Origin of the sequence: Arthrobacter sp. NQ4 (genome assembly GCF_029077345.1) — a bacterium.
Lineage (GTDB): Bacteria > Actinomycetota > Actinomycetes > Actinomycetales > Micrococcaceae > Arthrobacter.
The window spans coordinates 1-13,724 of record NZ_JARETC010000010.1 but is presented as its reverse complement, the minus strand read 5'-3'; the positions used below and the strand labels follow the sequence as shown (position 1 = coordinate 13,724).

The 13,724-nt window shown below is 67.8% G+C and carries 13 protein-coding genes and 1 pseudogene; 11 read left to right on the top strand and 3 right to left on the bottom strand.

All coding sequences use genetic code 11. The features are described 5' to 3' along the window. Positions 1-27 precede the first annotated feature (27 nt). Entirely contained in the window at positions 28-264 is a 237-nt protein-coding gene (locus tag PUN51_RS15690; protein ID WP_141158887.1) for a hypothetical protein, read from the bottom strand. A 124-nt stretch (positions 265-388) separates the two neighbouring features. Continuing rightward, positions 389-1,615 (bottom strand): pyridoxal phosphate-dependent aminotransferase, encoded by a 1,227-nt coding sequence (locus PUN51_RS15685; RefSeq protein WP_275181648.1) that lies wholly within the window; start codon positions 1,613-1,615, stop codon positions 389-391. Positions 1,616-1,767: 152 nt separating this feature from the next. Between PUN51_RS15685 and PUN51_RS15680 the strand changes: the two genes are divergently transcribed. Both PUN51_RS15680 and PUN51_RS15675 read left to right on the top strand, forming a co-directional pair. Beyond that, positions 1,768-2,691, top strand: coding sequence for an AEC family transporter (locus PUN51_RS15680; protein ID WP_224023814.1), 924 nt, complete (start codon positions 1,768-1,770; stop codon positions 2,689-2,691). 52 nt (positions 2,692-2,743) lie between these two features. Beyond that, on the top strand, positions 2,744-3,829 hold the full coding sequence (locus PUN51_RS15675; protein WP_275181646.1) for an ATP-dependent DNA ligase: 1,086 nt from the start codon (positions 2,744-2,746) through the stop codon (positions 3,827-3,829). A 119-nt stretch (positions 3,830-3,948) separates the two neighbouring features. On the opposite strand, the gene PUN51_RS15670 is transcribed toward PUN51_RS15675, so the two are convergent. After that, positions 3,949-5,268 (bottom strand): MFS transporter, encoded by a 1,320-nt coding sequence (locus PUN51_RS15670; protein WP_275181645.1) that lies wholly within the window; start codon positions 5,266-5,268, stop codon positions 3,949-3,951. Between the two features lie 235 nt (positions 5,269-5,503). Here PUN51_RS15670 and PUN51_RS15665 point away from each other — a divergent pair, with 235 nt between their 5' ends. The 9 genes and pseudogenes from PUN51_RS15665 to PUN51_RS15625 form a co-directional block, all read left to right on the top strand. Beyond that, complete coding sequence (locus tag PUN51_RS15665) at positions 5,504-6,367, top strand: IclR family transcriptional regulator (RefSeq protein WP_201302370.1); 864 nt, start codon at positions 5,504-5,506, stop codon at positions 6,365-6,367. A gap of 156 nt (positions 6,368-6,523) precedes the next feature. After that, positions 6,524-7,405, top strand: coding sequence for a shikimate dehydrogenase (locus PUN51_RS15660; RefSeq protein WP_159629568.1), 882 nt, complete (start codon positions 6,524-6,526; stop codon positions 7,403-7,405). Next, entirely contained in the window at positions 7,405-9,276 is a 1,872-nt protein-coding gene (locus tag PUN51_RS15655; RefSeq protein WP_224023807.1) for a bifunctional sugar phosphate isomerase/epimerase/4-hydroxyphenylpyruvate dioxygenase family protein, read from the top strand. Before PUN51_RS15660 ends, PUN51_RS15655 begins: the two co-directional genes overlap by 1 nt. 58 nt (positions 9,277-9,334) lie before the next feature. Continuing rightward, positions 9,335-10,207, top strand: coding sequence for a protocatechuate 3,4-dioxygenase subunit beta (gene pcaH, locus PUN51_RS15650; RefSeq protein WP_159629571.1), 873 nt, complete (start codon positions 9,335-9,337; stop codon positions 10,205-10,207). Positions 10,208-10,212: 5 nt separating this feature from the next. Further along, positions 10,213-10,770 carry a protocatechuate 3,4-dioxygenase subunit alpha gene (gene pcaG / locus PUN51_RS15645; protein ID WP_159629573.1) on the top strand — a complete coding sequence of 186 codons (558 nt, stop codon included), beginning with the start codon at positions 10,213-10,215 and terminating at the stop codon, positions 10,768-10,770. Further along, positions 10,767-12,245 carry a lyase family protein gene (locus PUN51_RS15640; RefSeq protein ID WP_275181643.1) on the top strand — a complete coding sequence of 493 codons (1,479 nt, stop codon included), beginning with the start codon at positions 10,767-10,769 and terminating at the stop codon, positions 12,243-12,245. The genes pcaG and PUN51_RS15640 overlap by 4 nt, the downstream gene beginning before the upstream one ends. Next, on the top strand, positions 12,238-13,056 hold the full coding sequence (locus tag PUN51_RS15635) for an alpha/beta fold hydrolase (protein ID WP_275181642.1): 819 nt from the start codon (positions 12,238-12,240) through the stop codon (positions 13,054-13,056). Before PUN51_RS15640 ends, PUN51_RS15635 begins: the two co-directional genes overlap by 8 nt. Beyond that, the gene (gene pcaC, locus PUN51_RS15630) at positions 13,053-13,493 is read left to right on the top strand and encodes a 4-carboxymuconolactone decarboxylase (RefSeq protein WP_159629579.1); all 441 of its coding nucleotides are present in this window, start codon (positions 13,053-13,055) and stop codon (positions 13,491-13,493) included. The genes PUN51_RS15635 and pcaC overlap by 4 nt, the downstream gene beginning before the upstream one ends. Beyond that, a pseudogene (locus PUN51_RS15625) lies at positions 13,490-13,724 on the top strand (3-oxoadipyl-CoA thiolase); the annotation flags it as partial. The gene pcaC and the pseudogene PUN51_RS15625, both read left to right, overlap by 4 nt.

The following is a 13,724-nucleotide window of genomic DNA, read 5'->3' as shown; positions in this document are numbered from 1 at the left end:
ACGCCCGCCACCGTCTTCCCGGACCTGCTATGCCACCCGCCAGACGCTGCACTCGTCCGTATTGATTGCTTTGCGCACGCCGCTGATGCGGTCCAGGATCCAGACCACACCGATGCCGGGCGCTGTTTCCTGGACGCTGCCGCGGCGGATCACCACGTCGTCGTAGGAGGGCCCCACCGACAGGCGGGCTTCGATTTCATCGCCGCGGTGGAGCTGGTCCAGGGCGCGGACTCTTGTTACATGCGTGGTCGCTTTCTTCAACATCGCTGGGGCCTCCTGGCTGGAGCTGGTGCCGGCTCTTGCCTGCACTACCAAGTGTGGGCCTGGAATGTTGCGTACCGGTTTCCCCGCGGTTAGGGCCCGGTTAGTTCTTCGCGCCGCCGCGGTTTCAGGCCACGGCCCCGCTCCGGTAAGCCGCCAGGAACGAGGAAATCCTCCGGACGGCTTCCTCGATGTCCAGCACCGAGGGAAGGATGACAAAGCGGAAGTGGTCCGGCGCAGGCCAGTTGAAGGCCGAGCCGTGGGAGACCAGGATCTTTTGGTCCCGCAGCAGGTCCAGGACGAATTTCTCGTCGCTCTCGATCGGGTACAGCTCCGGGTCCAGGCGCGGGAACAGGTACATGGCGCCCGACGCCGGGACGCAGGTGACGCCGGGAATGGCCGTGAGCAGTTTGTGGGCAAGGTCCCGCTGCTCGCGCAGCCGGCCCCCCGGCTTCACCAGCGCGTCAATGCTTTGGTAGCCGCCGAGGCAGGTCTGGATGGCGTGCTGGGCGGGAACGTTGGCGCACAGGCGCAGCGACGCGAGCAGTTCCAACGCTTCACGGTAGGCGGCGGTGGCAGCCAGCGGGCCGGTAATGGCCACCCATCCGGCCCGGTAGCCGGGCATCCGGTAGGCCTTGGACAAGCCGCTGAACGTCAGGCAGCACACATCCTCGGCCACCGCGGCGGTGTGGATGTGCGTGGCGCCGTCGTAGAGCACTTTCTCGTAGATCTCGTCGGAGAACAGGACCAGGTTGTGCTTCCGGGCCAGCCCGGCGAACTGCTCCAGGATGTGCCGGGGGTAGACGGCGCCTGTGGGGTTGTTCGGGTTGATGATCACGATGCCCTTGGTGCGGTTGGTGATCTTCGCTTCCACATCGGCCATGTCCGGCCACCAGTTCTCCGCCTCGTCGCACACGTAGTGGACGGGCTTGCCGCCGGTCAGGGTCACGGCGGCCGTCCACAGGGGGTAGTCAGGTGCCGGGACCAGGATTTCGTCGCCGTTCTCCATGAAGGCCTGCAGGCACATGGAGATCAGTTCGCTGACGCCGTTGCCGATGACGATGTCCTCGACCCCAATGTTCATCAGGCCCCGGGTCTGGTAATACTGCGAGATGGCGGTCCGGGCCGTGAAGATGCCCTTTGAATCGCTGTAGCCCTGGGCGCCGCGAAGGTGGTGGATCATGTCCACCACCACGGACTCGGGCGCTTCCAGCCCAAAAGGCGCGGTGTCCCCAAGGTTCATCTTGAGGATCCGGTGCCCTTCGGCCTCCATGTTCTTGGCGGCCTCAAGGATCGGCCCGCGAAGTTCGTAACGGACGTTCCGGAGTTTGCTGGAGTGTTGCATGGCGCGCATGGTTGATCTTTTCACAAAGCACGACGGCGGGCGGCGGGGGAGGCCACTCCGTGGACGCCTGCTGGCACAACGCACCTTATTCGATAAGTTGTGAACTTGTAGTACTGCCTTCCTGCGGTGGTGCACGGCGGAACCGGAAGGAAGTACCCCACGTGGGCGGTGTGCTGATCGGACTGGCGGTGATCGGCGTCGTCATTGCCGTCGGATACCTTGCCGCGCGCTGCGGCCTGGGCGATGAACCCACCATCAACGCCCTGACCCGTACTGCCTTCTTCATCACCAACCCGGTCCTGCTGTTCACGGTGGTGCTGAAATCGGATCTGTCCGTGGTCTTTTCCGCCTATGTTCCGCTGGCCATGATCACGGCGGCGGCCACCGCGCTGTTATACGTGGCCGCCAGCCGGATCTGGTTCCGGCGGCCCCTGGCTGAGACCGCAGTGGGTGCCATGGCCGGCTCCTACGTCAACGCCAACAACATCGGCATCCCCATCACGCTCTATGCCCTGGGGGATGCAACCCCGGTGGCCCCGGTACTGCTGGTCCAGCTCCTCCTGTTCGCCCCGCTGGTCCTGACCCTGCTGGACCTCGCGGAAGCCGGCCGGTTCTCGCCCCGGCTGATGCTCACGCAGCCCTTCCGCAACCCCATGATCATCGCCTCGCTCCTCGGTGTGGTCCTGGCGGCGTTCCACGTGGAGCTGCCCGCCCCGGTGATGGCGCCGCTCACCCTGCTGGGCGGTGCTGCTGTCCCGGTGGTGCTGCTGGCTTTCGGCATGTCGCTGCGCGGAACCAGGATGCTCCGGAGCGGCGGCCACACGGCCGAAATCCTCACTGCCACGGCACTGAAGTCCGCTGTGATGCCGGCGGTGGCGTTCGTCGTCGGACGTTTCCTGTTCAACCTGGACCACCACATGCTCCTGGGCGTGGTGCTCATGGCAGCGCTGCCCTCGGCCCAGAACGTGTTCCTGTTCGCCAGCAAGTATGGGCGGGGCGTGGCCGTGGCGCGCGAAACCATCCTGCTCTCCACGGCCGCCGCTGCGCCGGTGCTGGTGCTGGTCGTGTGGCTGCTGGCGGCCTGAAGCGGGCGCGCCGCCCTACCGCCCGGGCCACCGGCCGGGCAAGAATGGGCACATGGAACTTCCCGTGATGCCGCCCGTCCCGCCCATGCTTGCCAAGGCCGTCAGCGGCATCGACGGTATTCCCGGCGGCGGGGACCTCAGCTACGAACCCAAGTGGGACGGCTTCCGGTCGATCATTTTCCGTGACGGCGATGACCTGGAGATCGGCAGCCGCAACGAAAAACCCATGACGCGGTACTTCCCGGAACTCGTGGCCGCGCTCAAGGAGAACCTGCCCCCGCGCTGCGTGGTGGACGGCGAGATCATCCTCGTGGGGGCGTCCGGGGACAGGCTCGACTTCGACACCCTGCAGCAGCGCATCCACCCTGCCGCCAGCCGCGTGAAGCTCCTGGCGGAACAAACCCCGGCAAGCTTTGTGGCCTTTGACCTCCTGGCCCTCGGCGATGAGGACTACACCGGCAGGCCCTTTGCTGAGCGGCGCGCTGCGCTGGAGAAGGCGCTCGCCACGAGCAAGGCACCAGTGCACCTCACCGCGGCCACCACGGACAAGGACACGGCCGGGCACTGGTTCGAACAGTTCGAGGGGGCCGGGCTGGACGGCATCGTGGCCAAGCGGCTGGACGGCCGGTACGAACCCGACAAGCGGGTGATGTTCAAGGTCAAGCACGAGCGCACCGCGGACTGCGTGGTGGCCGGCTACCGCCTGCACAAGAGCGGCCCGGACGCCATCGGCTCGCTGCTGCTTGGGCTGTACAAGGACGACGGCGGCCTGGCCAGCGTGGGAGTCATCGGCGCCTTCCCGATGAAGCGCCGGCAGGAGCTGTTCCAGGAACTCCAGCCGCTGGTGACCGATTTCGACAACCACCCCTGGGCCTGGGCCAAGCAGGAAGAAGGCGAACGGACCCCGCGGAACGCGGAGGGGAGCCGCTGGAGCGCCGGCAAGGACCTGTCCTTCGTTCCGCTCCGGCCCGAACTGGTGGTGGAGGTCCGCTACGACCACATGGAGGGTGACCGGTTCCGCCACACTGCCCAGTTCAACCGCTGGCGGCCGGACCGGGACCCGGAATCCTGCACCTACGCGCAGCTGGAGGAGCCGGTGAACTTCGACCTCGCCTCGGTGCTGGAGACAGGGCGGTAGCCGGAGACTGGCCCAGTCTTAACGGACTGGCCCAGTTTTAACGCCGGAGAGCCCGCCATGTGGGGGAATGGCGGGCTCTCCGGCCTGAAAACCGGGCCAGTCTGTACGCGGCGGACGGCCTACTTCAGGCCGAGCTGCTTGGTGGGGGTCCGGAAGGATTCCTTTGCGGTCAGGGCCGAGACAGCGGCCACCGCGCAGATGATGGCAGTGAAGATGCTGATCTGGACCCAGCCGCCGGGCTTGATGCCGCCCATGGCAGCCACGATGGCGGGCGCGAACCCTGCCATCAGGAAGCCCAGCTGGGTTCCGATGGCCAGGCCGGAGAACCGGACCTTGGTGCTGAACATTTCGGCGTAGAAGGAAGGCCAGACGGCGTTGGCCGCCGCGTAGCCGCACGAGAAGTAGCCGATGGCGGCCAGGAACATCAGCGGGACGCTGTGGGACTCCAGGCTCAGCAGGAAGACGGGGGTGAGGACCGCGCTGGCCAGGGCGCCGTAGATAAAGACGGGCTTGCGGCCGATCTTGTCCGCCAGCATTCCGAAGAGCGGCTGGGTGCCCAGGGCCACGATGTTGGCGGCAACCACCAGCCACAGGGTGGTGGTGCCGTCCACGCCGGCAACGGTCTTGGCGTAGCTGATGGCCAGGGTGCCGAAGACGGTGGAGACGGCGGCGATGAAGGCGCAGCAGATCACGCGGAGCACGTCGCGCCAGTGGCCCTTGAGCAGGTCTGCCACGGGCAGCTTGGCGATCTGTGCGTTCTTCCGGGCTTCCTCGAAGGCGGGCGGCTCGTGCAGGGTGCGGCGGATGAGGAACGCCACCACCACCACCGCGGCGCTCAGCCAGAACGGGATGCGCCAGCCGATGCCGAACTTGATCTCGTCCGGCAGGGCCAGGACGGGGATGAACACCAGGGCTGCGAGGATCTGGCCGCCCTGGGTGCCGGTGAGGGTCCAGGAGGTGAAGAAGGAGCGGCGGTTGTCCGGGGCATGCTCCAGGGTCATGGAGGAGGCGCCGGCCTGCTCGCCTGCCGCGGAGAGGCCCTGGCAGAGGCGGGCCAGCACCAGCAGCGCCGGTGCCCACCAGCCGACCGTACGGAAGTCGGGCAGGCAGCCGATGACGAAGGTGGAAGCACCCATGAGCACCAGGGTGAACATCAGGACTTTCTGCCGGCCCACCCGGTCGCCGAAGTGGCCCAGGATGATGGCGCCGATGGGACGTGCCACGTACGCGAACCCGAAGGTTGCGAAGGACATGATGGCGGCGTTGGCATCGGCATTGGGGAAGAAGACCGTGGGGAAGATCAGTGCTGCGGCCGAGCCGAAGATGAAGAAGTCATAGTATTCGACGGCGCTGCCCAGGAAGCTGGCGAGGGCGGCCTTCTTGGGTGTCCCGGCGGAGGTGATGGCACCCGCCCCTGCGGACGGAAGTGTCTTGCTCATGGTGTTCCTTTGGTGTGACGACATTGTCGCGGATGGATCTGGGGGGGGTCGCAGCCGCCGATGCCTTGGTGCGGGCGGGGGATGCGGCTGGAGTCCGGTGCAAAGACCCGGCATTTGTAGCCACATGGTGGGAGCTACTTTTGCGATACAGAAACTATGACTGTGAGGGCAGTCACCTGTCAAGAAAATATTCACCATCTAGAAATAGCTCTCACATTGTGGCAACATCGAATGCATGAGTGTGAACCAAACCACAGCGGTCAATGAAGAATCCGCTGCCGCCGCCCGCGCCGGAGAGCCCGTGAATGCCATGCCGCCGGAAGGCAAAGTGGGCGCCCGTCCCGCTGACCGCACGGACATGGTGGGCAAGGCCCTGGGGCTGCTGGTCCTCCTGGGTGATGAACCCCGCGGTGCCAGTGCCGCAGAAATTTCCCGCCGCGCCGAACTTCCCTTCAGTACCACCTACCGCCTGCTGGGCTCCCTGACCCGCGACGGCTTTGTCGACTACGAGCCGGACGGCCGCCGCTACCACCTGGGCCTGCGGATCTTCCAGCTGGGGCAGCGCGTCTCCAACCACCATGGCTTCGCGGGTACGGCCATGCCCATTCTCCGCCGGGTCACCGAGCAGACCGGCGAGGCCACCATCCTCAGCGTCCGCGACGGCCTGCACCACCTGACCGTCAGCAAGGTGGACGGGCCGCAGACCTTCCGCGTGACCAGTGACCCCGGCCACCTCGGCTCGCTCTCGACCACCGCCGTGGGCAAGGCCCTGGTGGCTTTTGCCGAGGATGCGGAACGGGAAAAGCTGCTGGCGGAGCTCCCGCTGGAGGCGCTGACTGACAAGTCCGTGACGGACCGCCGCGCTTTCCGGGCTGAGATCGAAAAGGTCCGCCGGCAGGGTTACGCCGTCATGGACGAGGAGAACGAGGCAGGGATGCGTGCCGTGGCCGTGCCGCTGCTCAACGACCAGGGGCACGCCTTCGCCTCGCTGGCAACTGCCGTGCCGGTCTTCCGGCTGGACCTTGAGGGGCTGGTGGCGCACGTTCCCCTGCTCCAGGAAGCCGCCGCCGAACTGGCGGCCAGGCTGCCGCAGCGATAGCACCAAGGGGCCAGCAACCGTCCCCGGGGCGACACCGTTGTTCGCATGAAGAACAATAGTGCGATAAGTGAACATTTGTTGTACCGTAATCCCTATCACCCCGCAGCGCGGCCGAGTTCCGCGCCTGCCCGGTGCCGTACCAAAGGAGCTGCACGCATGAGCAATCGAACTGAGTCCTACCTTGTAGGGCTGGTTGGTGATGGCGTTACGCCATCGCTCACGCCGCCCATGCACGAACGGGAAGGTGACGTGCAGGGCCTGCGCTACCTGTACCGTCCCATCGACCTGCTGGAACTGGGGCTGACCGGGGAATCGGTGGGCGCCATCCTGGACAGTGCCCGCATCCTGGGCTTCAACGGCCTGAACATCACCCATCCCTGCAAGCAGCTGGTCCTGCAGCACCTGGATGAGGTCAGCCCGGACGCGCGCCGCCTCGGTGCCGTCAACACCGTGGTCATCCGGGACGGCCGCTTCATCGGCCACAACACCGACTTCTCCGGCTTCGCCGCCGCCCTCGCCTCCGGCCTTCCCGGCGCCCGGCTGGACCGCGTGGTGCAGCTCGGCGCGGGCGGTGCCGGGTCCGCCGTCGCCTATGCCCTGCTCAGCGCAGGCGTCAAATCCCTGGACCTGGTGGACATGGACCCCGCCAGGGCCACCGCACGGGCTGCCGAGCTGCAGGGCTTTTTCCCGGACAGCACCGTCACGGCCCGCACCACGGCGGAGCTGCCGCAGCTGATGCCGCTGGCCGATGGCCTGGTGCACTGCACACCCGTTGGAATGGCAGCCCACCCCGGCGTCCCGCTGGACCTTGACCTGCTCGAGCCCCGGCACTGGGTGGCGGACATCGTCTACCGCCCGATCGACACCGAACTGGTCCGCGGCGCCCGCGCCAAGGGCTGTGAGGTCCTGGATGGCGGCAGGATGGCAGTGGGCCAGGCCGCCGACGCGTTCCGGATCTTCACCGGCCTGGACGCCGACCCGGAGCGCATGCGCTCGCACTTCCTGGAGCTTGTGGCCGCCGAGGAGGTGGCCGCCTGATGCGCACAGGAATCGCCACGGTCTGCCTCTCCGGCACCCTGAAGGAAAAGATGCAGGCCTGCGCCATCGCCGGCTTTGACGGCATCGAAATCTTCGAGCAGGACCTGGTCACCTCACCGCTCAGCCCCGAAGACGTGCGGAAGATGGCAGCGGACCTGGGGCTCGGCCTGGACCTGTACCAGCCCTTCCGCGACTTCGACGGCGTCACCCCGGACCTGCTGAAGGCCAACCTCCGCCGCGCCGAGGCCAAGTTCAAGCTCATGGCCCGCCTGGGCATGGACACCATCCTGGTGTGCTCCAACGTTGCCACCGCCACCATTGACGACGACGCCGTCCGCGCCGAACAACTGGCACAGCTCGCAAACCTCGCGGGGGACCACGGCGTCAAGGTGGCCTATGAGGCCCTGGCCTGGGGCAAGTACGTCAACGACTACGAGCACGCCTACCGCCTGGTGGAGATGGTGGACCACCCCAACCTGGGAACCTGCCTGGACTCCTTCCACATCCTGTCCCGCGACTGGGACACGGCGCCGATCGAGGACATCAACCCGGACAAGATCTTCTTCGTCCAGGTGGCGGACGCCCCCAAGCTCTCCATGGACGTCCTGTCCTGGAGCCGTCATTACCGCGTCTTCCCGGGCGAGGGGCAGTTCGAGCTGGCCAAGTTCATGGGCCATGTGGTCCGCGCCGGCTACACCGGACCCGTGTCGCTGGAGGTCTTCAACGACGTCTTCCGCCAGTCGGACGTCGAGCGCACCGCGGTGGATGCCATGCGGTCCCTGATCTGGCTGGAGGAGCAAAGTGCCAAATGGCTCGCCGGCGCCGAAGCCGCGCCCGGCAACGCAGCCGCGCTCCGCCGTCGTTATCCCATGGAACTTGCCACGCTGCCCAAGGTCAACGAACCTGCCGGCTTCAACTTTGCCGAGGTCAAGGCGGACGATACCGCCCAGCTGGAGAAGCTCCTGGGCCAGCTCGGGTTCCAGTTCGAGGGCCGCCACCGCACCAAGGACGTCCAGCTGTGGACCATGGGGCAGGCCCGGGTGATCATCAACGAGCAGGCCGCGCAGCACGCCGAGCCGGCCATTGCCGCGCTGGGGTTCGACGTCGATTCCCCCGTGATTGCCTCCGCGCGGGCCCAGCAGCTCAAGGCCCCCGTGGTGGCCCGCAAGGTCCAGGCGGACGAGGAAGTGTTCCAGGGCATCTCCGCCCCGGACTCCACCGAGATCTTCCTCTGCCAGGGCAGCCCGGACGGAACCGCGGCGTGGACGCACGAATTCGGGGAAGGGCTGGAACACCCTTCGGCAGGAGCGAGGGCGGTCATCGACCACGTCAACCTGGCCCAGCCGTGGCAGCACTTTGACGAGGCTGTCCTCTTCTACACCAGCGCCCTGGCCCTGGAGCCCCAGCCGTTCGCCGAGGTACCCAGCCCCAGCGGCCTGGTCCGGTCCCAGGTCATGCAGACCTCCGACGGCGCCGTGCGGCTCGTGCTCAACCTGGCACCCATCCAGCAGGCACGGAACCAGGCCCGCAAGACCTATCAGGAACACATCGCCTTCGCCGTGGAGGACTTGGTGGCTACCGCCCGGGCCGCCCGGGACCGCGGCCTGGAATTCCTGCAGATCCCGGCCAATTACTACGAGGACCTGGACGCGCGGTTCGACCTGGAACCGGGATTCCTGGCCACGCTGCAGGAACTCAACCTGCTGTTCGACCGGGATGCCGAGGGCGAGTTCCTGCACTTCTACACCGCCACCGTGGGCAGCGTGTTCTTCGAAATGGTCGAACGCCGCGGCGGCTACGACGGCTACGGCGCCCCGAACGCCCCGGTGCGGCATGCGGTCCAGTACGACTCGCTGCACCGCACCACTTAAACCCGCACCACCCAGTACCCAGACGCAACAAACCCAACAGATCAGAAAGGAGCCAGCCGTGAAGGAAGACATCAACGCCGAGCTGGAGTCGGAGGAGCTCGTGCCCCCGGCCGAACCCAAGGCTGCCCACCAGCCCCTGGACAAGGCCATCGAGTCGCAGGCGGACCTCAGCGCAGAGATCAGCGCCATCGGCGAGGCTTACCGGCGCGCCCTCAAGGACGGCGGCCAGCCGGAGATCCAGCCGCGCCTGGACTACCCGCCGTACCGCAGCAGCATCCTGCGCCACCCCACCAAGAGCCTGCAGCACGCGGACCCGGAAACCATCGAGCTGTACTCGCCGGCGTTCGGGCACCAGGACGTGCACGCCCTGGAATCGGACCTCACCATCCAGCACAACGGCGAACCGCTGGGCGAACGGATCATCGTCTCCGGCAAGGTCCTGGACGGCGACGGCCGCCCGGTGGCGGGACAGCTGGTGGAAATCTGGCAGGCCAACTCCTCCGGCCGCTACATCCACAAGCGTGACCAGCACCCCGCGCCCATCGACCCCAACTTCACCGGCATCGGCCGCTGCATCACCGGCCCGGACGGCTCGTACCGGTTCATCACCATCAAGCCCGGCGCCTACCCGTGGAAGAACCACCTGAACGCGTGGCGGCCGGCGCACATCCACTTCTCGCTGTTCGGCACCGAATTCACCCAGCGGATCATCACCCAGATGTACTTCCCTGGCGACCAGCTGTTCCCGCTGGACCCGATCTACCAGACCATCGTGGACCAGGACGCCCGCGACCGGCTGGTGGCCACGTATGACCACAGCATCACCGAACCCGAATGGGCCCTGGGCTACAACTGGGACATCGTCCTGACCGGTCCCAAGCGGACCTGGACCGAAAACGAGGCGCTTGGCGCCGCAGGCGACGAGGAGTAGGAAAGATGAGCACCAAACTGGTACCCACCCCCGGCCAGACCGTGGGCCCGTTCTACGGCTACGCGCTCCCGTTCGAGAAGGACAACGAACTCCTGCCCCCCGGCTTCCCGGGCTCCATCCGCCTGCAGGGCACCGTCTACGACGGCGCCGGCCACACCATTCCGGACGCCATCCTGGAAATCTGGCAGCCCGACGCGGACGGCAAGGTTGTCCAGCGCACCGGTTCCCTGGTCCGGGACGGCTACACCTTCACCGGCTGGGGCCGCGGCGCCGTGGGCAACTCCGGCGTCTTCACCTTCACCACCGTCAACCCCGGCCCCACCAAGCCGGGTGCGGCCCCGTTCATTTCCGTGGCACTCTTCGCCCGCGGCCTGACCAACCGGCTGTTCACCCGCATCTACCTGCCGGAGGACACCGAGGCACTGGCCAATGACCCGCTGCTGAGCTCGCTGGAGCCGGAGCGCCGCGAGACGCTCATCGCCCGCCGCGACCCCGACGGCGGCCTCACCTGGGACATCCGCCTCCAGGGTGAGGGCGAGACGGTCTTCCTGGACTTCCAGTGACCCACGCCGCCGCTTTGGGAGACCTGCGCGCCTTCGCGGAAGAGGCCGACGCCGGCCTGCTCACCCCCGTCTCAGCGTCGCCGTTGGTGGCGGCGCTGACGGGGGACCGGGCAGTGCTGGCGGCCATCCTCGCCGTCGAAGCCGGCTGGGCCGCCGTGCTGCAACGGGCCGGGCTGGCACCCGCCGGTTCGGCCGCCGTCGTCGCCTCCGCCGCCGAGGCGGGGCGCTACGACCTGGCCGGTATTGCGCTGCGCGCCCAGGGCGGCGGCAACCCGGTGATCCCGCTGCTGGCGGACCTCCGGAAGAACGTGGCGGCCCTCGATGCCGCCGGGGTTGGTGCCGCGAAGGCCGTGCACACCTCCCTGACCAGCCAGGACGTGCTGGACACTGCCCTGATGCTGCTGGCCCGCAACACCGTCCACGCGGTGCTGGCGGACCTGAAAGGCACCACGACGGCGCTCGCGGACCTTGCCGGGCAGCATGCGGGCACGCTGTGCGTGGGCAGGAGCCTGACACAGCATTCGCTGCCTTACACCTTCGGGCTGCGGGCCGCGCAGTGGTTCCAGGGCGTGGCCGCCGCGGGGCGGCAACTGGAAAACCTGGAGTTCCCGGTCCAGTTCGGCGGGGCGGCGGGGACCCTCGCCGCCGGAACCGTGCTGACGGATGGCTCCTCCGCCACGCCGTTTACCCTGGCCGACGCCCTGGCGGCCCAGCTGGGCCTGGCTCCGGCCGCGGCTCCCTGGCATACCAACCGCCTGGCCATCACATCCCTGGGCCATGCGCTGGCATCCGTGCTGGACGCCTTCGGAAAGATCGCCGCCGACGTCCTGTTCCTGAGCCGGCCCGAGGTGGCTGAAGTCGCCGAACCGCGGGCCGCCGGGCGCGGCGTCTCCTCCGCCATGCCGCAGAAACAGAACCCGGTGCTGTCCGTCCTGGTCCGCAGCGCCGCGCTGCAGGCACCACAGCTGGCCGCCCAGCTGCATGTGGCTGCCGCCAACTTCAACGACGAACGCCCGGACGGCGCCTGGCACACCGAATGGCCGGCCCTGCGCCAGCTGCTGGCCCTGGCCCTCGGCGCCGCTGGCCACATCCGCGAACTCGCCGAAGGGCTCCGGGTGTTCCCGGACATCATGCGCCGCAACCTTGACCTGTCCGGCCCGCTGCTGCTGGCTGAGGGCGTCAGCGCCGCGGTGGCCCCCCTGCTTGAGGAAAGGGACGGACTCAGCGGCAAGCAGCAGCTGCAGGACGTGGTGGACCAGACGCTGCAGGCGCCCCCTCCGGAGCAAGCCGCCACCTACCGCAAGCTGTTCCGCGGTGCCGTCCCCGCCGCCGTCGTCCCTGACGCCCGGCTGGAGGAGCTCCTGGACCCCGCCAGCTACCTGGGCCAAGCGGCGGAGATCGCCCGCCGCGTCCTGGCCGCCTTTCCCGAATTCACTTCCCCTACCACCGACGCGAATGGAGCCTCCCGTGGCTAAGCCGGCCTTGAAAGCAGCGCTGCTGTCCCCGCAACGTCCCCTGGGCGACCACCCCCTGATGGTGGTGGGACCCTCCCTGGGCACCTCGTCGATCCTGTGGAACAGGGTGGCGTCCCTGCTCGGCAACGACTACGACGTGGTGGCCTGGGACCTTCCCGGCCACGGCGTCTCACCCGCCGCCACCGAAGCTTTCGATGTCGCCGCGCTCGCTGACGGCGTCGTGGACCTGGTGGACTCCATCGCCCCCGGTGAAAACTTCCACTGCGCAGGAGTCTCCCTGGGCGGCGCCGTCGGCCTTCAGCTGGGCATCAAGCACGGGGAACGGCTGAAGAGCCTTTCCGTGCAGAACAGCGGCGCCAAGATCGGCACCCCCGAAGGGTGGCTGGAGCGCGCCGAGACCGTCCGCACCCAGGGCACGCCGGTCATGATCCAGGGGTCCGCGGAGCGCTGGTTCGCGCCGGGCTTCATGGACCGGGAACCCGATTTCAGCAGCCGCCTGCTGCACGCCCTGCGCGACGCCGACCGGTTCAGCTATGCCTTCTGCTGCGAGGCGCTGGCCGCCTTCGACGTCCGGCAGGAGCTGGGCAGCATCACCGTCCCCACCCAGGTCATCGCCGGGTCCCTGGACGGCGTCGCCACGCCCGCCATGGCCGAGGAAGTGGCAGCGGGAATCACCGCCGGGGGCGGAACCGCGACGGCGGTGACCGTGGAGGGCATCGCGCACCTGGCACCCGCCGAAGCTCCGGCGCACGTTGCGGACCTGATGCGGAGCCTGGCCAGCTGGGCCGAATCACGGCAGGCCGCCCAGTGAGCGGCGCTGAACACGACGGGGCGCAGCGCCACGGCGTGGTCCAGCCCGGCGCCACCAGCCAGGAAATCTACGACGGCGGCATGGTGGTCCGGCGCGAGGTGCTGGGCGACGCGCACGTGGACCGGGCCAACGCCAACAAGGACGAATTCACCGACGACTTCCAGGACATGATCACCCGTATCGCCTGGGGCGGCATCTGGACCCGGCCCGGCCTGACCCGCCAGATGCGCTCCGCGGTCACCATCACCGCCATGGTGGCGCACGGCCACTGGGAGGAGCTGGCCATGCACATCCGCGCCGCCCTCCGGAACGGCCTCAGCAGGGATGAGATCAAGGAAATCCTGCTGCAGACCGCCATCTACTGCGGAGTCCCCTCCGCCAACACCGCCTTCAAGACCGCCCAGCAGGTCTTTCGAGAAATGGACACCACCCGATGAACCAGGCTTTTGTGTACGACGCTGTGCGCACCCCCTTTGGAAAGTTCGGCTCCGGTCTTTCGGCCGTGCGTCCGGACGATCTTGCCGCGCACGTGATCGGGGAGTCCGTCAAGCGGGCGCCGTCCCTCGACGTCGAGCGGATCGATGAGGTGGTGTTCGGCAACGCCAACGGTGCCGGTGAGGAGAACCGCAACATCGCCCGGATGGGCACGCTGCTGGCCGGGCTCCCGG

Bases quoted from the DNA above. Each gene is read 5' to 3' on its own strand.
- PUN51_RS15685 (WP_275181648.1), bottom strand. From the start codon at position 1,615: ATGCGCGCCATGCAACACTCCAGCAAACTCCGGAACGTCCGTTACGAA.
- PUN51_RS15655 (WP_224023807.1), top strand. From the start codon at position 7,405: ATGCGCACAGGAATCGCCACGGTCTGCCTCTCCGGCACCCTGAAGGAA.
- PUN51_RS15660 (WP_159629568.1), top strand. From the start codon at position 6,524: ATGAGCAATCGAACTGAGTCCTACCTTGTAGGGCTGGTTGGTGATGGC.
- PUN51_RS15690 (WP_141158887.1), bottom strand. From the start codon at position 264: ATGTTGAAGAAAGCGACCACGCATGTAACAAGAGTCCGCGCCCTGGAC.
- PUN51_RS15675 (WP_275181646.1), top strand. From the start codon at position 2,744: ATGGAACTTCCCGTGATGCCGCCCGTCCCGCCCATGCTTGCCAAGGCC.
- PUN51_RS15665 (WP_201302370.1), top strand. From the start codon at position 5,504: ATGAGTGTGAACCAAACCACAGCGGTCAATGAAGAATCCGCTGCCGCC.
- pcaG (WP_159629573.1), top strand. From the start codon at position 10,213: ATGAGCACCAAACTGGTACCCACCCCCGGCCAGACCGTGGGCCCGTTC.
- PUN51_RS15670 (WP_275181645.1), bottom strand. From the start codon at position 5,268: ATGAGCAAGACACTTCCGTCCGCAGGGGCGGGTGCCATCACCTCCGCC.